Source organism: Corynebacterium sp. LK33 (assembly GCF_014334955.1).
Lineage (GTDB): Bacteria > Actinomycetota > Actinomycetes > Mycobacteriales > Mycobacteriaceae > Corynebacterium > Corynebacterium jeikeium_D.
Window position 1 is genome coordinate 21,481 of the sequence record NZ_PDGU01000012.1, and the last position, 18,289, is coordinate 39,769.

At 61.2% G+C, this 18,289-nt stretch carries 16 protein-coding genes; 8 read left to right on the forward strand and 8 right to left on the reverse strand.

Features of this window, described 5'->3' with window-relative positions; all coding sequences use genetic code 11:
• Positions 1 to 10: 10 nt before the first annotated feature.
• Together CRD20_RS04820 and CRD20_RS04825 are read left to right on the forward strand one after the other, a co-directional pair.
• Positions 11 to 355: a metallopeptidase family protein gene (locus CRD20_RS04820; RefSeq protein WP_038626990.1), complete on the forward strand. Its 345-nt coding sequence runs from the start codon at positions 11 to 13 to the stop codon at positions 353 to 355.
• Between the two features lie 78 nt (positions 356 to 433).
• Positions 434 to 979, forward strand: a complete 546-nt coding sequence (locus tag CRD20_RS04825) for a DUF1707 domain-containing protein (RefSeq protein WP_187404954.1) — start codon at positions 434 to 436, stop codon at positions 977 to 979.
• Between the two features lie 35 nt (positions 980 to 1,014).
• Here CRD20_RS04825 and CRD20_RS04830 read toward each other — a convergent pair whose 3' ends face one another.
• Together CRD20_RS04830 and pheA are read right to left on the reverse strand one after the other, a co-directional pair.
• A complete protein-coding gene (locus CRD20_RS04830; RefSeq protein WP_187404955.1) occupies positions 1,015 to 1,806 on the reverse strand; it encodes a histidine phosphatase family protein in 792 nt (263 codons plus the stop codon).
• Between the two features lie 3 nt (positions 1,807 to 1,809).
• Positions 1,810 to 2,745 carry a prephenate dehydratase gene (pheA, locus tag CRD20_RS04835; protein ID WP_049190938.1) on the reverse strand — a complete coding sequence of 312 codons (936 nt, stop codon included), beginning with the start codon at positions 2,743 to 2,745 and terminating at the stop codon, positions 1,810 to 1,812.
• Between the two features lie 33 nt (positions 2,746 to 2,778).
• On the opposite strand from pheA, the gene CRD20_RS04840 reads away from it, so the two are divergent.
• Positions 2,779 to 4,167, forward strand: coding sequence for an amidase (locus tag CRD20_RS04840; protein WP_187404956.1), 1,389 nt, complete (start codon positions 2,779 to 2,781; stop codon positions 4,165 to 4,167).
• Here CRD20_RS04840 and CRD20_RS04845 read toward each other — a convergent pair.
• Complete coding sequence (locus tag CRD20_RS04845; protein ID WP_049193137.1) at positions 4,164 to 4,973, reverse strand: fructosamine kinase family protein; 810 nt, start codon at positions 4,971 to 4,973, stop codon at positions 4,164 to 4,166. The genes CRD20_RS04840 and CRD20_RS04845 overlap by 4 nt on opposite strands.
• Positions 4,974 to 5,104: 131 nt before the next feature.
• On the opposite strand from CRD20_RS04845, the gene CRD20_RS04850 reads away from it, so the two are divergent.
• A complete protein-coding gene (locus tag CRD20_RS04850; protein ID WP_306295414.1) occupies positions 5,105 to 6,508 on the forward strand; it encodes an LCP family protein in 1,404 nt (467 codons plus the stop codon).
• Between the two features lie 104 nt (positions 6,509 to 6,612).
• Here the strand turns inward: CRD20_RS04850 and CRD20_RS04855 are convergent, their stop codons facing one another.
• From CRD20_RS04855 to CRD20_RS04870, 4 genes are all read right to left on the reverse strand, one after another.
• The gene (locus CRD20_RS04855; RefSeq protein WP_048731261.1) at positions 6,613 to 7,530 is read right to left on the reverse strand and encodes a DUF5926 family protein; all 918 of its coding nucleotides are present in this window, start codon (positions 7,528 to 7,530) and stop codon (positions 6,613 to 6,615) included.
• A gap of 48 nt (positions 7,531 to 7,578) precedes the next feature.
• A complete protein-coding gene (locus CRD20_RS04860) occupies positions 7,579 to 8,457 on the reverse strand; it encodes a hypothetical protein (RefSeq protein WP_049193133.1) in 879 nt (292 codons plus the stop codon).
• 117 nt (positions 8,458 to 8,574) lie between these two features.
• Positions 8,575 to 10,536: a pyruvate kinase gene (locus tag CRD20_RS04865; RefSeq protein ID WP_187404957.1), complete on the reverse strand. Its 1,962-nt coding sequence runs from the start codon at positions 10,534 to 10,536 to the stop codon at positions 8,575 to 8,577.
• 138 nt (positions 10,537 to 10,674) lie between these two features.
• Complete coding sequence (locus CRD20_RS04870; RefSeq protein ID WP_070858761.1) at positions 10,675 to 11,622, reverse strand: L-lactate dehydrogenase; 948 nt, start codon at positions 11,620 to 11,622, stop codon at positions 10,675 to 10,677.
• A gap of 111 nt (positions 11,623 to 11,733) precedes the next feature.
• Here CRD20_RS04870 and CRD20_RS04875 point away from each other — a divergent pair, with 111 nt between their 5' ends.
• From CRD20_RS04875 to CRD20_RS04885, 3 genes are all read left to right on the forward strand, one after another.
• A complete protein-coding gene (locus CRD20_RS04875; protein WP_187404958.1) occupies positions 11,734 to 13,710 on the forward strand; it encodes an alpha/beta-hydrolase family protein in 1,977 nt (658 codons plus the stop codon).
• Between the two features lie 136 nt (positions 13,711 to 13,846).
• Positions 13,847 to 14,443: a superoxide dismutase gene (locus CRD20_RS04880; RefSeq protein WP_005510435.1), complete on the forward strand. Its 597-nt coding sequence runs from the start codon at positions 13,847 to 13,849 to the stop codon at positions 14,441 to 14,443.
• A 169-nt stretch (positions 14,444 to 14,612) separates the two neighbouring features.
• A complete protein-coding gene (locus CRD20_RS04885) occupies positions 14,613 to 15,458 on the forward strand; it encodes a crotonase/enoyl-CoA hydratase family protein (protein WP_070602298.1) in 846 nt (281 codons plus the stop codon).
• A gap of 4 nt (positions 15,459 to 15,462) precedes the next feature.
• Here the strand turns inward: CRD20_RS04885 and CRD20_RS11300 are convergent, their stop codons facing one another.
• Positions 15,463 to 17,283 carry a ribonuclease H-like domain-containing protein gene (locus tag CRD20_RS11300; protein WP_187404959.1) on the reverse strand — a complete coding sequence of 607 codons (1,821 nt, stop codon included), beginning with the start codon at positions 17,281 to 17,283 and terminating at the stop codon, positions 15,463 to 15,465.
• Between the two features lie 173 nt (positions 17,284 to 17,456).
• Between CRD20_RS11300 and CRD20_RS04895 the strand changes: the two genes are divergently transcribed.
• Positions 17,457 to 18,236 carry a DUF6474 family protein gene (locus tag CRD20_RS04895; RefSeq protein ID WP_187404960.1) on the forward strand — a complete coding sequence of 260 codons (780 nt, stop codon included), beginning with the start codon at positions 17,457 to 17,459 and terminating at the stop codon, positions 18,234 to 18,236.
• Positions 18,237 to 18,289 lie beyond the last annotated feature (53 nt).

Genomic DNA, 18,289 nt, shown 5'->3' on the forward strand with positions numbered 1-18,289 from the left:
AGCACCATAAATGGTTGACGTTAGCCCGGAGCGGTTCGATGCACTTGTCGATGAGGCCATCGACCGCATCCCCACGCAGTTTCTCGACCAGCTCGATCAGGTCATCATCCAGGTCCACCCGTATAACCTCGACGAACCCACACTGCTGGGCCTCTACGAGGGCATACCTCTGACCGAGCGTTCTAACAACCACTGGGGTCCGCCTGACCAAATCAGCCTGTATCGCGACATGCTCTGCCGCATCAGCCGCACCGAAGAGGAGCTGGTGGAGCAGATTCGGGTCACTCTCCTGCATGAGATCGGGCATTATTTCGGCCTCGAAGAGGAGGATTTGGACCGACTCGGCTACGGATAAGTTTGTCCCGCCGTGCACGGTCTCGTTCCTCTCGCGATACTGTCCCCTCCCCTCTTCTTCCCTGTAGCCTTAATAACCATGAGCGACAACTCGAGCGAGAAGCCAGAAATCAGGGTCGGCGACAGGGAGCGCAACGCTGCCATGGAGCGTCTCGGCAATCATTTCGCTGATGGCTACTTGGATGTCGATGAGTTCTCCAAACGCGCCGAAAGTGCTGCTTCCGCTAAAACTCGGGCAGAACTGCAAACTCTCTTCGCGGACCTGCCCGCTGAGGTCTCCCCCGAGAGTTCACAGGGCACCCCGGCTAATCCGCAACATCAAAGTGTCGATCAAGAGCTGCAAAACCTGATGAAAAAGGGCCGCCAGCTCAACATCGTTGATTCTGCTGCAGGCGTTATCGTATGTGTCACTATCGTTCTGATGTTTTTCACCAATATCGACAACGCGTGGTTCGGCTTCGTCGCCGCTGCGGCTGTTGCCCTCATCGGGCGCGCCGCACTGAACATCAATGATGACGAAGAAAAACTCCTCAACGAAATCAACGAAGAGGAATCCAAGCGTCGCACGGAACGCCTACGCCTGGCAGCTCAGAAGCGCCGCGAGATTCAGGAAGGCCAGCAATAACGGCCAGCGGTGACAGTCGCCGCCCAGCTGCCTGTCTAAGGCAACTCGCTGTCGCCCCAGCGGCGCACATCCCACGTGCCCGGTTCAATGCCGGCACGCTTGCCGACGGTCGCTGCGTTCGGAACCAGCTCGATTCGCTCAGTATTGGCAATGCGGTGCCGCAGTGCGTATTCCGGATTCACCCCGGTCAGATACTGCCCAATCAGACGAATAGCCGCGCCGTGGCTGACAATGACGACATCCTTGTTGCCGCCCTCCTTCGACTCCTTGGATTCACCACCTGTCGCTCCTGTCTGCTCCAGCAGCTGCTGTATCGTCGGCAGGTAGCGATTCAGCACGTCAGCACCGGATTCACCGCCGGGAAGGCGGTACTCCAGTTCCCCATTGAGCCACTGGTAGAAAGCGCGCATGTACTCCATGTGCGCATCGCGATCATTGCGCCCCTCCAGGTCACCGGCCTGAACCTCGTGGAGGCCACCCTCATGGCGGATGCGAACAGAAGTCTCTCCCAGGTGGTGCAGACTTGCGACCGCGCCTGCGCCAGTCTGGCGGGCACGCAGGGCATGGGATGTGACGATGTCACCGATTCTGTGCACGTCGGGAAGCAAAAGACGTCCCAGACTGCGCGCCTGCCTCACACCGAGGTCGGTGAGCGGTGCGCCCGGCAATGCGGTATCCAGACGGCGGTTGATGTTGCCGGTGGTCTGCCCGTGGCGGATGAAAATGATGCGCTGGGAATCAACCGGCATGACAGATTCAGGGCGGTCTGGGCGGTCATCGAGGAAAGGCAGCTGTCCAACTGGATTTTCGGGCGCGGCGGGTGTCATGTTTTACCTTCGTCCTTCCTTAAGCGCGTCGACCCACTCAATTGACTGGGAAATATCCGGTGGCGGGGTCATAATGCTGCGCCGACCGCCCTCAGCGACTGGCCAAGACCCCAGATAGCGCAAATCTTCGGCGTATTCGTGCAGTGCCGCGAGAGCCGCGGCAACCTGTGCATCATCAACGTGGCCGTTGCAGTCGATGTAGAAGCGGTAGAGGCCGAAAAGCTCGCGTGTCGGCCGTGACTCGATGCGGGTGAGGTTGACCTGTCGCACTGCGAACTCATTCATGGCACGCATTAGTGTGCCGGGCTGGTTCGGCAGCGTGAAGGAGACCGAGGTGCGGTCGGCGCCGGTGCGCGGCGTCGGCACGCCGGGGCGCCCCACCAGCAGGAAACGGGTGCGGGCACCGCGCACGTCGGCGACCTCAGTAGCCAGCGCCTCCAACCCGAGCAGTTCACCCGCGCGGGCCGGGGCAGCGCAAGCGTCGCGGGTGCCCTCGGCGACCTGGTGGGCCGCCGCCGCATTGGAGCTGGCCTGGTGAACTTCCACGCCCGGAAGGTTGGCGTCCACCCACTGTTTGACCTGCGGATACGCTACGGGATGTGTCGTAAAAGTACGCACCTGTTCCACCGTCGTACCGGGACGGACCAGGATAGAGAACACCACCCCGACCTCGGTTTCGCGGAAAACCTGCAGCTCTGGCCCAGCGGCGAGGGCATCAAAAGTTGGTGTAACGGGACCGTCCACGCTGCTCTCGATAGCCACGCAGGCAAAGTCCGCTTCCCCTCGGCGCACGGCTCCAAGCGCAGCCGCGGGGCTATCCACCGGCACCGCATTGACCGCGGATTCCCCTGCCGGATCAATCTCGCCAGCACGCGCCATGTCCCACAGCGCCTGCTCGGTGAATGTGCCCGCAGGACCCAAATAAGTAACCGTCGTCATAAGCTCAGAGTAGAGGGCTTCTACACTTATTGCATGACCTCTTCTTCCGAGATGCCCGCCCGCGCCCTCACTGAAGCCGTGCGCAGTGGCGCAATCTCGGTATCGGAAATCGTTTCGGAATTCGCCACGCTTGCCGACGACGCCGCGACCAATCCCGCCCGTTTCGGCATTGCCACGTCCTTGGCCGAGCACGCTGTCCACCGCGCGCGCAGCCTCACTGCCGGATCCGAACCCGCCCGGCGCGCTAGCCACGGTCTCCCGCGTGACCTCCTGGGTCTGCCAGTGGCGATTAAGGACCTATTCACCATCGCTGGGGTCGAATGCACGATGGGCTCGACCAACTTGGCTTTCACCGCCACCGAAACCTCTGAACCCGTGGCGAAACTGCTGGCTCGTGGCGCGGTCCTCACGGCGACGACGCACACCTCCGAGGTCGGGATGACGGCCTACACCGAGCCGATTGGCTACCCGGCCCCAGAAAACCCCTACTTCGCCACGCCCAATCAGCTGTCCAATCAGCCGGATACCACGCCACGCACTCCCGGCGGTTCCTCGGGCGGCAGCGCGGTGGCTGTCGCAACTGGTGTCGTTCCCGCAGCTCTGGGCTCTGACGGCGGCGGTTCCATCCGCGTGCCTGCCGCCTGCTGCGGCCTCGTGGGGTTGAAGCCAGCGCATGATATTGCGGGTGGAAATCTCTCCACGCCCGCCTTCCTCACTCGCACAGTCGATGACGCAGCACTGCTGGCCGGGGTGTCATTTTCCACAACCCCGCATGCTTTCCGACGGCCCCAGCGCCCCCTTCGCATCGGTGTCACTGTCAGCCCTTTTCATGCTGAGGTGGACGTCGATAAGCGCTGGGCAAACGGTGCGTGGGCGGCGGCTGACCGTCTTGCCGACGCCGGGTACGACGTGGTGGAAGTGCCCAGCCCCTACGATCCTGCGGGGCCGGACGTGTTCGAGATCTTTCGACGGACCATCACGCGAATGTCCACGAAATTACCGCGCGCGGACTACTCCGAGATCGTGCAGTGGATTCGAGCCTGTGGCCAGGAGATTTCCGCAGCGGAGGCGGCGGCGACACATCAGCAGCGGATGGCTCTGCCCGGCGCGATTCGGTCGCGTTGGGAAGTCGATGCGGTGATTACACCAACGCTGGCGTTTGATCCGCCGCGTATTGGGCATTTCTCTGCGTTGGCGCCGTCGGAGGACTTTGACGAGCAAACCCGGTGGACGCCGTGGCTGTCGCTGTGGAATCTGACTGGGTGGGCAAGCGTGTCCGTGCCAATTGCTGTGCCGGGAACTAGCGGCAGTACGCCCAATGCGAAGCTCCCCGTCACCAGCGTCAATATCGGTGCGGTGCGCTGCGGCGAGGCAGAGCTACTGGAGATGGCTAGCGTGCTGGAGGCTGCTAACGCCAACTAGCGCACGTACTTCGCCGCCATTGCCGCCGCCTGCCCGGCGTATCCGCCACCAAATAGCACCGCGTGCATAAGCACGGCGTAGAGCTGATGGAGTTCGCAGCTCTCGGCGAAATCCGGCAGGGGATGTACGGTTTCATAGCCACGCAAAATCTCGTTGAAGTGCGTTGCCCCGAATAGCGCCAGCAGTGCCAGGTCTTCCTCGCGGGCTCCGCCGTGCGCTGCGGGGTCAATCAAGATCGCGCCGTCTGCATCCCACATGAGGTTTCCCCACCACAGGTCACCGTGGACACGCGCAGCGTCTGGCTCGTTGTCGAAACCTCCAGCCAAGAGCCGGTCAATGAGCTGGTCAAAGATATCTAGCTGACGGTTATTGTAGGAGCTTTCCAACTTTCCCAGTGTGGGCAGCAGACGCCCTTTCGCCCAGTATTCACCGAAGCTCTCCCGTGGAGTCAGGTCCATCTGCAGGGGCTGATCCAGTGGACCGAAGTAGCCGTGCCCCTCCCACCCATCGGGGCCGGCACCCCAGCCAGCAGCGCCCAGATTGTGGGTAATGGCCAACGATTTTCCGAACTCGTACGCTGCCTGTGGATTCGGCGCCGTCGACTCAATTCGACGCAATTTCAGCGCATGCCCGCTCACGCCCAGCACATCCACTACGCGCGCACCGCCGTCAGGTTCGCCCTCGCGCAGCCAACCCAGCCCCGCCGCCTCACAGGCGAAGAAATCCCTAGGGACACCATGCCGGCTCTTGACGTAAACATCCGAGTCGTTGACTGCACGTTCGTTGTTCTGGTTCATTGCGGACATATTTCCAGCATATTCTTCTTCGTTCCCAACCCCTTTCAGCACGTCGCATGCAGGGTAACGCCAGCGCTACCAAGACTTGTATTGCTGTCTCGGTTCTCTTAGTCCACTGTCGTTGCCTATTCTTTATTGGTATGGAAGGCAACTTCGACGACTCGCGCATTGCCCGCGACCGATACGGTAGGCCGCTTAAAGATCGCTATGGCCGCCCCATCTACCGCCGTGTGGACGAGGCGTCGCCGAAGCATGCCGGCCCCCGTGAGGCCGATTCGCGTGGCGCTTCACGACGCCCCATCCCGCCCCGTTCCGACCGCCCATCTAGGGCAGGGGCAGCCCGCCCAGCGCCTATGCCTCCGCGCAGGTCTAGGCCGCAACCGGAACGTCGGCAGGCGCCACTGAACGAAACGCGCATTGAGTCCCGTCCACCGGTGAACCGAGCCGGTAGCGGACGCGCTGGCAGCGATCCGCGGTTTCCCCCGCCCGGATATAACCCGGATGCGGATTTCCAATCTTCCTCGCACGGCTCGTCACAGGACTACTACAGTGCCCCACAAGCAGCGAGTTCTGGCCGTGGTGGACGCCGTGGCAGTCGTGGCGGCGCCGGCGTCAGGTCTGGGTTCCGCATGCCACGCTTGCGACTGCCACGCTTGCGCTTTAAATCCATCATCCTGCTTCTCGTCATCTTCCTTGTCGTCACAATGGCACTTGTCGACATCCGCCTGACCAGGGTCGATGCGTTCTCCGGTCTGGCAGATCGCCCTGCCAATACGATGTCCTCCAACTGGTTGCTTGTCGGTTCGGACTCTCGTACGGGCCTGTCAGAGGAAGATGCCGCCAAGCTGTCGACGGGCAGTGGTGATTTCGGCCAGCGCACCGACACCATCATGATTGCCCACATTCCGGTGCTCGGTAAGCCGAAGTTGGTCAGTATCCCGCGTGACTCCTTCGTGGATATCCCGGGCAATGACAAGAACAAGATCAATGCGGCATTCGCATTTGGTGGCCCCCAGTTGCTCATCGATACCGTAGAGAAAAACACTGGAATCCACATCGACCACTACGCCGAAATTGGCTTTGGCGGTTTCGCCGGTGTCGTCGATGCTGTCGGTGGTATCGAGATGTGCCCTGAAGAAGCCATCGACGATCCGCTGGCGGGCCTGAATATCCAGGCCGGTTGCCAGAAATTCGACGGCGCGGGCGCCCTGGGTTACGTGCGCACGCGTGCTACCGCCCAGGGAGACTTGGACCGCGTAGAGCGGCAGCGTGAGTTCATGAGCGCGCTGATGGGACGCCTGAAATCACCTGCGGTATGGCTCAACCCCTACCGCTGGATTCGCCTGGCCAATGCTGGCACTAAGGCCGTGTTCGTCGGCGATGGTGACCATGTCTGGCATCTGACCTGGCTGATGTTGCGCATGCTCTTCGGTTCCGATTCCCTTACCGTGCCCACCTCAGGCGCCATGGATACCGGTTATGCGGGCAATGTGCTGCTCTGGGACGAAATCGAAGCGCCAGCACTTTTTGCGGAGCTGAGATAGTCAAGAAGGTAGCTAAAACAGCTTCAGATAGCTTTCGAGACAACTAACGCGTGTGACTTAGCTTTTTGCTGAGCCACACGCGTTAGTTTTTAAACCAGCTACGCCTAGTTCCGAATGGTCACCTGACGGGACACGATGGTCTCACGGGACTTACGCTCCTCGGCGGTCAGCGGCTCTTCGCTGGCCAGCGCCTCAGCGATACGCTTATCGGCCTCTTCCACAGCAGCAATCCAGTGGTCGTGCGGCTTGGTGTTATCCAGGTCCCAGACCGGCACCAGCAGGCCATCGGTGCGGAAGACACCAGCGAACTTAGTGCCCTCTCCCAGCGAAAGGTTGTCCGCAGCGTGCACGCGTGCCAAGGCATCCAGCAGTGGCTTCTCATCTTCACGGCGCACCCAGCGGATGTGAGCGCGCTCGCCCGGATCAATCCACCACACAGCGCCAGCGACCTTCGCATCCAGGCGGTACGACGGGAGAATCGCGTCGTTAGCCACGGCCAGGTTCTGCTCGATCATCGGGGTGCGTTCAATGCCCTTGGGAATCCACCACTCGAAGTCCTGGTGGACCTCCAGGTTGTCGAGATCCACGGCGGTCAGGACGTCGGTAAGCGGTGCGGCCTCGCCGTCAGTGGCGGAGGAGAGCTGCTGGCCCGGCTCTGCGTCACGGGCCCATGCCAGCGCACGGGAGAGATCCGCAGCGCCGTCATTGGTGCGCGCCTGCGTCTGCAGCGCGACGAAAGCCTCATTGCCCTGGTCAGCGGCACGCGTCAGGGCAGCAACGCCGCCTGGCAGCACGGTGCAGAGCTTGATGTCACGCTCGGCGTCAGCGACCGTGACCGGAATGACCACAGCCGGAGCGAACTCGCGGACAGCCACGATGTCAGCCTCTTCGTCGAAGTCCTTGAACGGACGCGGATTACCCAGCAGCGCTGCACGCTCAGCAGCGCGGGCTGCCAGCTTCGCCTGACGACGGCTCATGCCCTCCGGGGCCTGATTATTCTTCTTACGAGATTTCTTTCCCACAAGGCCACAGAATACCTATTCGCTCTCCGTAGTTCGCGACTGCCTGGGCTACTTATAAAAATCGTCGACGAATTCGCTCGCCGTTCCTTCGAAAAGCTGCTTGTCGACGGCCATTGCGCCCGTCTCCCCTTGTTCATCGGTAGCTTCGCTGGGGATGAAGCCCTTGGACCAGAAACCGGGCTGGGTGCGTTCGCGACCGGATCCAACGGGAATGTTGCGATGCACTTCCTCGGGAGCCAACACGTAGCCGAGTAGCCGCGCTGTGAGGGCAGTCGTCACACAAGCTAAAACGGTGATGATTCCGGCCTGGAAGTATGTCCGGGATACGTCGGCAGCGATAAACCACCCCACTGCAAGTGGCCACAAAACGCAGGCCAGGTACCAGATAAAGCGACCTGGCCCCATTACGGCAGTGACTCCTGTTTCAGCCAACGCGACCACGGGCCCCGTGATGTTGCGCACTGGCCACATGTGCATCGTGCGCACATCCGTTGCCGTGCGCGACAGCAGTGGGCGAGCATACGTTGCGCGGTCACGCAGCACCTGGAGGGTCTTGTAGACCGAAAAACCCAGCCCAATGAGGGAAACCATTCCACAGAGACCGAAAGCCCATGCTCCAAACTCACCGAGGAGGGAAACCACTAGGTCCTGACCGGGGCTCAGGATGCTCATCCAGACGAAAACGGTAAATGCGGCGAATACTCCGGCGCCGCTCATCGCCCATCGAAAGACGCTGTCCGCGCGCTTGCGAACAATCTCATCGGCCTTCCAGCGCGGCGTCGCACCCGTGATAGTCGAATCCGAGACAGTCGGCTGCCAGTTCTGCTGCGATGGCAGCACCACCTGAGGTGGGGACTGCTGCGGCTGCTGCTTTGGAGACTGCGGCGGCACAGCCCACCCCGCGTTTTCTGCCTGTTCATTAGACATTTTCCGCAGGGCTCCTCTCTTACGCGCGGCCGGCTTCTTCCGCAGTCTTTTCTCCCACGGCGTTTTTAAGTGCGCTTTCCTAACCTACCTAAACTAGCCCGGCCACTAACCCCGCCACTAGTCCGACCAGCTGCGAATCTTCCGCAGCATGATGCGGCTCTTACGCTGCGAACGGCCCATCTTCCGAGCCAGGTTGTTCAAAATCGCGATGGCCTCGGTGATGTGCGGCCCCTTGTTCAGCATCACGCACTCGGCACGCAGGGCGAAGGCCGCATCGGTAATCTCCGCGCGGGACGGCAGGCCGGCCTTGGCCATGTTCTCCAGCACCTGAGTACCCAGAATGGTCGGAACTCCGGCTGCCTGCGCCAGCGTCAGAATCTGGCCTGGGACCTCACCCATGCGGTCGAAGCCCAGTTCCACAGCCAGGTCACCACGAGCAATCATCAGACCGGACTTGGCGCGCTTCATGCTGGCGATGATGATTCCCGGCAGATTCTGGAATGCCGGAATAGTCTCAATCTTCAGCACAACACCTAGGTCCCGAGCCCGCGATGCCAGATCCTCGCGGCCTGCAGCCTCATGTTCTGCCGCAATCTCATCGAGCACCTTGTAGACGTACTCAGCATCCTCCTGCGTGCGAATAAAGCTCACCGCAGCAATATCCGCATGCTCCACTACAAAGCGCAGATGCTCAATGTCTTCGTCGGTAAGCGAATTGAGCGGCAGGTCGGTGTTCGGCAGGTTGATGCCCTTATGCGCCGCCAACGGCTGTCCGTTCGGCTTGGTGCGCTGGACACGCAAGCGGGCATCGACGTGGCTATCTTCGCTTGACGACGTCTCGGAGACCTCAACCACCTCAGCGCCGAGTGCACCGTCGTCGAAAAGCACCGGATCGCCCGGCTTCAGAGCCGCCACGGCAGACGGCAGCGAGCAGGAGACTCGTGGAATTTCATCCTCGGTGCGTGGAATGGTGGTGATTTCCTCGCGGCTGGTGAGAATGAACTCATCCCCAGTGTGGAAACGCAGCTTTTGCACGGTCGGTGGCACGCCGCCAGCACGTGTGACCTCGTAGTTGCTGCGCAGGTGTGTGCCCTCGGCGATCCAGGCGTTCTTCTCACCCTCGGCGAGCACGGCCTCGACCTCGCCCTCGACGTCGGTGTCGATGCGCACAACGGTGAAGTGACGCTTCGCCGAGCGGGAGTCATGCAGCGTAATGACATCGTCAAGCTGCAGCTGTTCCAACCATCCCTGATCTGCTTCCAGCGGCAGAGCAGGACGCCCCGGCAAATCGTTCGGAGCTGGCTTGGGGTGCCCATCCAGACGTGGAGTCAGCCAAATCTTGGACTTGGAGATGACCGTGCCGGCGTCGTCACGCACAACGCGGGCGCGACCCACGCGCGGTCCCGGTTCGATATCGCCTGTGCGCAGCTTCGGGCCAGCCAGATCCATGGACACGAAGATGCGGCGACCGGCCTTCTCAGCTGCAGCATTGACGTTGTCAATCATGCGGCTCCACTGCTCAGGACCGTCGTGGGCGCAGTTGATGCGAGCGAGATCCATACCGGCAGCAGCGAAGCTCTCCACCAACTCTGCATCATCGGCGGCCTCGGCGGGCAGGGTCACCATAATGTGCGAAGTGACATCCGCGCGCTCCTGACCAAACAGCTCGGTGGCGTTGTTATCCAGGGCAATATCCGCGCGCTCATCATCGGCAATAATGCGGGCGACATCGATATCTGAGGTGCGCCCCGCCAGCGCCAACAGCGCGTTGAGGGCAAGTTCAAGGCGCCCCCGGGTGAAAGTCTCCACCGTGGTCAGACTGGTCACGCCGAGGTCGTGCAAACTGTTTTGCAGCTCACGGATGTCAATTGTGCGCAGGTGCGCGTAGTGCAGTAGGTTTTCCGCGTGCCGACGGCGCTCTTCCGGCACCTCTGCGAGCAGTGCAGATGCCTCCACCGAGACGTCGTCCAACTCTGTAATCAGATCGGTGACCTTGCTGATGAGGTCATCCAGACGCGGTACGGCCGCGCCGCTTTCAGTGTTGTCAGTTGCTGTATCTTGAGGGCTCTGCGCTGCCATAGAGAAGGCACTCCTGTGTTGAAGACGAAGCGTTGGCCAGAGTCGGCCACGCGGGCCAATAGAAGGTGGGCATTCTCATTCTCAAATGAGACGGCCGAAAGCGCATGTCGAGAAGACATGCGCTTTCGCTACCAGCAGTTACTTCCAGAATGGATCCTGCACATCTCGGAGCGTCTGAACGGACTTGTCCAACTGCTTCTTTTCGTATTCGTCCAGCTCAAGCTCGATAACGCGGCGAATTCCTCGGCGGTTCACAATGGCTGGTGTTCCGATGAACACGTCCTCATGGCCATATTCACCTTGCAAGTATGCGGAGACCGGCAGAGCTACCTCTTGGTTTTGGAAAATGGCGCGCGTGATGCGGGCCAAACCCATACCGATTCCGTAGGAAGTGGAGCCCTTGGCATCGATAATCTCGTAGGCGGCATCACGGGTTCGGATGAAGATGTCCTCCAGCTCGTCGTGAAGCGCTGGGTCGGCGGCGAGGCGCTTGGACAGACTGACGCCTGCAACGTTGGCGCTGGACAACACCGGCAGCTCGGAGTCGCCATGTTCACCGATGATGTATGCGTGCACGCTCATCGGGGAAACATCGTAGTATTCACCCAGCATGTAGCGGAAACGTGCGGTGTCCAGGATGGTGCCGGAGCCGAAGACACGGTTGTGCGGCAGCCCGGAGTACTTCCACGCAGCGTATGTGAGTACGTCGACGGGGTTGGAAGCAATCAGTAGGAGCCCATCAAAACCGCTGTCCATAACGGAATCGACGATGGACTTCATGATTTTCATGTTCTTGTCCACCAGCTGCAGGCGAGTCTCGCCCGGCTTTTGTGCCGCACCTGCACAGATAACCACCAGCGCGGCATCGTCACAGTCGGCGTACGTGCCCTGGGTGACTTTGGTGCGCGACGACGCCCACACCACGCCATGGTTTAAGTCCATGACGTTGCCCATCGTCTTCTTCTCGTCGATGTCAATGATTGCCAAGTGGTCGACAGTGCCCTGGTTGACCAGCGAGTACGCGTATGCAACGCCGACGTCGCCAGCGCCGATCAGCACGACCTTATTTCCTGTGGATAGCTTCATAGCCCTCGGATCCTTCTCAACCGATTCGGAAAAAGTTGCGACACCCCACAGGCTACGCTTTGTGCGGAAAACTGGCGCGGGATGAATAACCCCCGTGGAAAAAATTTTGTCATGATGGGAGTCATGGGATTCCTGCGTCGCGCATTTACTTCGATTGCGCCCTCGATTGCGTCTACGGGCGACACACCTGTAGCTCAGCCAATCGAAACCGCCAGGACAGTGCGAGCTGCACGAGCAGCGCGGACGGGAATTACAGGAGTCGCTGGCACAGCTGGCATGGCCAAAGCGCTGGGCGCAGTCGGCACCGGCAGCCTGATGGCCGCGAAAGTCTTTCGCGAACGCCTCCTAGGTACCGGCCCCGGCACTATCCGCAGCGCACTGCGGGCCGGCATCCCCTCCAACCCCGGTCTAATTGGTGCAGAAATTGCGTCATGGGCTGCCTTTAGCCCCTCGCTGATGCCGCGCACTCGGACCGCCACCGTTACTGTGACCTTCCTGGCACAGCTGGCGGGCCATGTCACCGGGGTGGCCATCGGCTATGGCTACAACACGACGATGCGGCGTCTGGCCAGCACTTCACTCAGCCGCTTTGCGCTGGCACCTCGTCACGAACGCGCACTGGCCGTGACCTGGCACGTGGCCACCACGGCCACCACCGCGGCGCTGTGGCTGCGCTCCATTTCCCAGCAGCGCGAAATTGGTCGCCTGGTGGGCAAGGATGAGCAGGAATCCGCACGCAGCCAGTTCGCCTCCACAATGATTGCCAGTGGTCTCTACCTGACCACTCGGGGGCTCTCCGCGCTGGCCAACCGCGGCTATGACCTACTGCGGGACAACCTCCGCCCCTGGCTTCCTCGCGGTCTCGCCCCGGTTCTCAGTGGTGCCATCGTCGGTGGTGCCGTGGCCGCCAGCATTGACCGACTGCTTATCCGTCGGACTTTGGAGTCCATCGCCAAGAAGTCCCGCTACCTGAATACCCTGGTCGTTCCAGGTCGCATGCAGCCGTGGGAGCCGGAACGTTCCGGAAGCCCATGGTCTCTGGAGCCGTGGTACGCACTCGGTGCCGAGGGTCGCGTCTTCGTCGCCGAAGGCCCCCGTGCCCGAGATTTGGCAGTGGTTACTGGCAAGCCGCTCTCCGAACTGCAGGAACCCATCCGCATTTATGCGGGCAAGGTGCAAGGCCGTTCTCTGCGGGAACAGGCGGAGCTCATCATCCGCGAGATGCACCGCACCGGCGCGTTCCGGCGCGATCACCTGGTTGTCTTCACCACCACCGGCACAGGTTGGGTGCCACCGTGGTCGGCACAGGCTGCAGAGTTCTTGACCCTTGGCAACTGCGCCACTGTCGCTCTGCAGTACTCTGACCTGCCCTCCCCAGTGGCGTGGCTAACGGACCACGAAACCCCAATCGCAGCTGGCCACACTCTTATCCATCGGGTGTTGCAGGAAGTCGACAAAATGCCGGAAAACGACCGGCCAAAGGTCTACGTCGCCGGTGAATCCCTCGGCGGGTTTGGCGGTCTCGGCGCGTTCGAGAATTCCGCCGACATGCTCGCACGCGTCGACGGTGCTGTTTGGACTGGCACACCGCAGTTCTCCGCAATGTGGAAAGAGCTGAAGCACCGCCGGACAAAGGGGTCCCCAGAAATCGCTCCGGTCATCGACGAGGGTCGAAACATCCGCTTCGCTACGCGCCCCGACGAGCTGTACCACTCGTTCTATGGCACCAAGTTCGGGCCGTGGGAGTTCCCGCGCGTCGCATTCCTGCAGCATGCCTCTGACCCCATCGTCTGGTGGGATTACCCGCTGGCCTGGCGCCGCCCCGACTGGCTTGCAGAGCGCGTCGGCCGCGATGTCCTCCCCTCCATGCGCTGGCACCCGTTCGTCACCTTCTGGCAGGTGCTTATCGACGGCCTCGCCTCCGTCACCGTCCCCGGTGGTCACGGCCACCGGTACGAGGAAGAAATGCTGCCAACGTGGGCTTCCATCCTCGACATTCCGCTTGACGACGACCTGGGTGGCGCAGCCGGAATGCGCTTCAAGCGCGTGAGTAAATGGATTCGCCGCACTCAGCCGCCGCGTTCATAAACTTGTGACAGAATTCCCTGAACAGCATTTTTTATGAATTTCGCATTAATTGTATTGCTTAAATGGTTGCGCATCCACTCATCTTGAGTACCATCGACGGCACAACCTAAAAACGTGTTGAGGAGGAATTTTCCTAATGACTAAGTACGAACTTCCTGAGCTGGATTACGCTTACGACGCTCTGGAGCCGCACATCTCCGGCGAGATTATGGAGCTGCACCACAGCAAGCACCACGCTAATTACGTCAACGGCGCCAACGCTGCTCTGGAGAAGCTCGCTGCTGCTCGCGAGTCCGGCGACTTCGCAGCTGTTACCGGCCTGTCCAAGGACCTGGCCTTTAACCTGGGTGGCCACACCAACCACTCCCTGTTCTGGAAGCTGCTGTCCCCGAACGGTGGCGGCCAGCCGACCGGCGAGCTGGCTGAGGCTATCGAGCGCGACTTCGGTTCTTTCGAGAAGTTCCAGGCTCACTTCAACGCTGCTGCTCTGGGTCTGCAGGGCTCCGGCTGGGCTGTTCTGGGTTACGACACCATTGCAGAGCGCCTGGTTATTGAGCAGATGACTGATCAGCAGGGCAACCTGTCCATCAACCTGAAGCCGGTTCTGCTGCTGGATATGTGGGAGCACGCTTTCTACCTGCAGTACAAGAACGTCAAGGCTGACTACGTCAAGGCTGTCTGGAACGTCTTCAACTGGGATTACGCTGCAGAGTTGTTCGCAGCCGCCAAGTAATCTCGGCTAACAGCGCGCGACTTTTACGCGTCCCTGCCGCGCGCTAAAGATGGCTTACCGGCTCGCTGACGGGGCTTACCCTCAGCGGGTCGGTTTTTTATGTCTTGTTTGAGACCACTTTTGGTATTTCCCGGGCGGCACACGTAGCCGTCGTTTAGCGTTAGTGCCCATGAGCACCAGCAACAATGTCAACGTCACCTATGAACACCTCGCCGTAGCTGATTCAGAGGCGGCGAAAATCGCTGTCGTCAGTTTGAACCGCGGAGACAAACTCAACGGTCTAACACTTGAGATGCTGACCGAGCTGTCCGCCGTCGCCCGGAAACTGGCAACCGACCGTGATCTGCGCGGCGTGATTCTACGTGGCGAGGGCAAATCGTTTTGCGCTGGGCTCGATTTCGCGTCGGCATTTAAGAAGCCCTCGCGCATTCTGCGCTCATTCGTCCCCGATATCCACGGCACGAACCTGTTCCAGCGCGCCTGCTGGGACTGGCGACGCCTGCCGGTGCCGGTCATTGCGGCGGTGCATGGGCACTGTTACGGCGGTGGTCTACAGATTGCGCTAGGTGCTGATTTCCGCATTACGACGAGCGATGCCAAGTGGTCAATCCTCGAAGCGAAGTGGGGGCTGATTCCGGATATGTCCGGTATGCGAACCATTCTCGACGAGGTCAGCGCCGATACTGCACGTTGGCTGACTATGTCTGGCGAAGAACTCAACGGCAAGGAAGCAACTGAGATCGGTCTGGCGACGTGGGCCGTGGACACGGAGGACGCTGCGCTTGAGCTGGCCAAGGAGAAATTGGCACAGCTGGCGACGCGTTCGCCGGATCAGCTGGCGGCGACCAAGCGGCTTTTCCGCGATGTGCACCGATCGCCTCGCTCAACATTCCGTGCCGAGCGCACACAGCAGTTGCTGCTGTTAGCCCGCAAGAACACGGCCATCATTCGCAATGCTGCGATGAAGAAGGTCTCACCTAAGTTCGCCCGGCGCGGCACGTGGACGCGTGGTTAGCGCGCTAAGGAACCGGCAGGTCATCCCCATGCGGCAGGTCCGCGGCCGCGCGCTGTGAATCCAGCCAGTCGCGGACGTGGGCTACCGATCGGCAGTCATCGCCGTTGTAGCGCAGCAGCATAGCGCGCGCCTCGGCTTGCGTGAGCTTTTCAAAGGACTGTTCCGCGACAAAGTCGAGGTCAGTGGCCGTCGCAATGCGATACAGATCCAGCGATGCCTCGCCGTCAACATCGGCGTCGCGCCAGTGGAAGCCCGACCACGGGGCCACGACTTTCAGCCCCATGCCGACGGTGGAGAGGATCTGGCGACGGGCGACCTTCAGCATGTCCACCCAGTCCTCCGAGGCAATGAACTTGTCCACTTCTTCGCGGGTCGGCACCCGCACAATCTTTGTCGGGCCAGCTGCCTCGAAACCGGAACCAGCCACATCACCTGTGGCCAAATCCGCCGAATCTGCGGGCACCACATATTCCTGGCCGCCGAACCGGGTAGCGCTCTGACGTAGCCAATAGTTCTCGCCCTCTGCCGCCCAGCAATAGGCGCGGAAGGTCTTGCCTTGTTCATGCGCCGCATTTCGACGCCGCATCAGGTAATCCCAGAAAATCGCAAAATTCCTGGCCTCCGCCGTGCCGCCGAGCCCCTCTGGCCCCGGTGGCTCCCAGGTGATGAAGCCACGGTAGTCCTCCCCGGGCACCCAGGTTCCCCACAGGTAGGCGCCATCGTTGGGATACGCCTCCATATCGATGTCCATCTCGACATCGCCACGCGGGGCCGATGTCTTGGCGGCTACCCGGAGCGCGTCGACGTCGGCAAGCCGCGCCCTCGCCATCCACACCTGCTCCTTGCTGACGTGCGGAGTGTTGGTACTCGCCTGCGCCAATGCCGTGACCGTGTCGATGCCCACGCTGCGCAACCGCATGGACTTATCCCCAGGTAGAAGGAGGGAAATGTCGTCACTTGCGGTCAGCTCATCGAAGCAACGGTCGTGGTGATGGCAGGTTCGGCACTCCCGGATGCGCCGTGGCGCCAGCGGCCAGGTCCCTGGCGTAAACCGTGACGGTCGCCCCTGAGTGGCAGCGACGGCATCACGCGCGTCGCGCAACGCCATCCGGTACGAGGCCACGCGCGAACCCTCATCAGCAATGACGATATGCCGTGTATCCAGATTCATTCCGGTGGCACTAATCGCCCCCACCAGGCCACAGGACACGCCCAGCCGGTGCAGCATCGCCGCCGCCTGCCCCAGCTTCACAGCATCAGGTCCGTAATGCCGTAGCTTCCACTCATCCGTGACAACCATCGCCTGACGCAGGGTCCGCCCCATCACACCATCACGCCCGAGCCGGTCAACGCCCAGCAGTCGTACCTGCATCGCCGCCGCACGCGCCGCATTGCTTGACGACGGCTTACGCCGCCGGCCCTGTTTGCGCGCAGAGAGCAGATGCCGTGTGACAACCAGGACCGGCATGTACGTCGGTGAGGTCGTCTGCGGTGAATCATCGACCTTGACCAACAGATCAGGGTGGCAAATCTCGTCGATTCCCGAGTACACCCCGCCGGGAATCGGGCGCTCATGCATGAGCACGCCACCGGCGATGACGCTTTCTCCACGGGCGATGGCCTCAAGGGTATCCAGGTGAGCGTCCGGCCCCGAGGCCACTGTGTACAGGTCGGGGATGGACGCGATGGACGTCGGCAAGCGGTGCTCTTGGTGAGAAGCAGGTTCGGCTAGCCGCCCCTCGCGCAGGTCGAGGCTCAGCCGGTAGCGGCAGCCGATGAGGTCGCTCGCGTGGAGAAGCGGGCGCGAAACGGATGAATCAGTCACAATGAGAATTAGCGTATCGCCACTCGGTAGGAAGTTTCACGTTAAGCTTGGATAGCAAGAATCGTGATGCAGCCACTGCATCTGGCAAGCGCACTCCGGCGCGGTGGGGTTTAAGGGTTTTCCGCCCCGCTTTTCCGGAGGGACTATCTGCGAGCAACTAGGCGAAGGAAAAAATGAGCTTCTTGGGTGACATCCGTGAGCGTCGGCGCGAAACCGCCAAGCAGGTGAAGGCTGCCAAGGCGAAGGCTAAGGAAGAGGCTCGCCACGCAGCTCGACTTAATCGCAAGGCACACAAGGCTGAGGTCAAGGCCGCTAAGCGCGACCAGAAGCACCAGCACAAGCTGGAGCTGAAGGAGGCCGCTGGCCGCGTTCGTTCTGAGGAAAAGCTCGGTAAGAAGGAACTCAAGCTGGAAAACCGTGCTCTGAAGCGCGCGGAGAAGATCCGCAAGGCAAGTGCCAAGGACGAGAAGAAGGCGCTGGCTGCCAAGCAGCGTCACCAGACCAAGATGGCCGAGAAGATCCTGACACAGCAGCGCAGCCAGGGCTTCAACAAGGACAAGGCAAAGTCGTGGATCGGTGGCGCGCGCCTGCTGGTACCGGTGCTGGTTCCGCTGGCCTACCGCGCTATCACTGCCATTCAGCGCCGTGAACACTCGTCGGCCGCGCAGAAGTTCGGTGTTTCCGCTAATGATGCCGCTCGTTACCAGGGGCACGGTGCACCGCTGCTGGCCCGCATTGAGGCTACTCGCGGTTCGCTGACGGAGCTGCGTAAGTCGGGCGCCAAGGGCATCGATGGTTTTATCAAGGACGCCAACTCGCGTCTGGATGTCATGACTGATGCTATTAATACTGCCGAGAAGATGACCCCGGAGCAGCGTCGTCGCGCGCACCACTCCATTACCGCGGAGCTGGATTCGCTGGACCGCCAGATTATTTCGGAGCTGGGCGCGTAAACCCGGCCGCTTCAGGTTGAGGCCACTCGCCGAGATTCATCGAATTGAGCGCG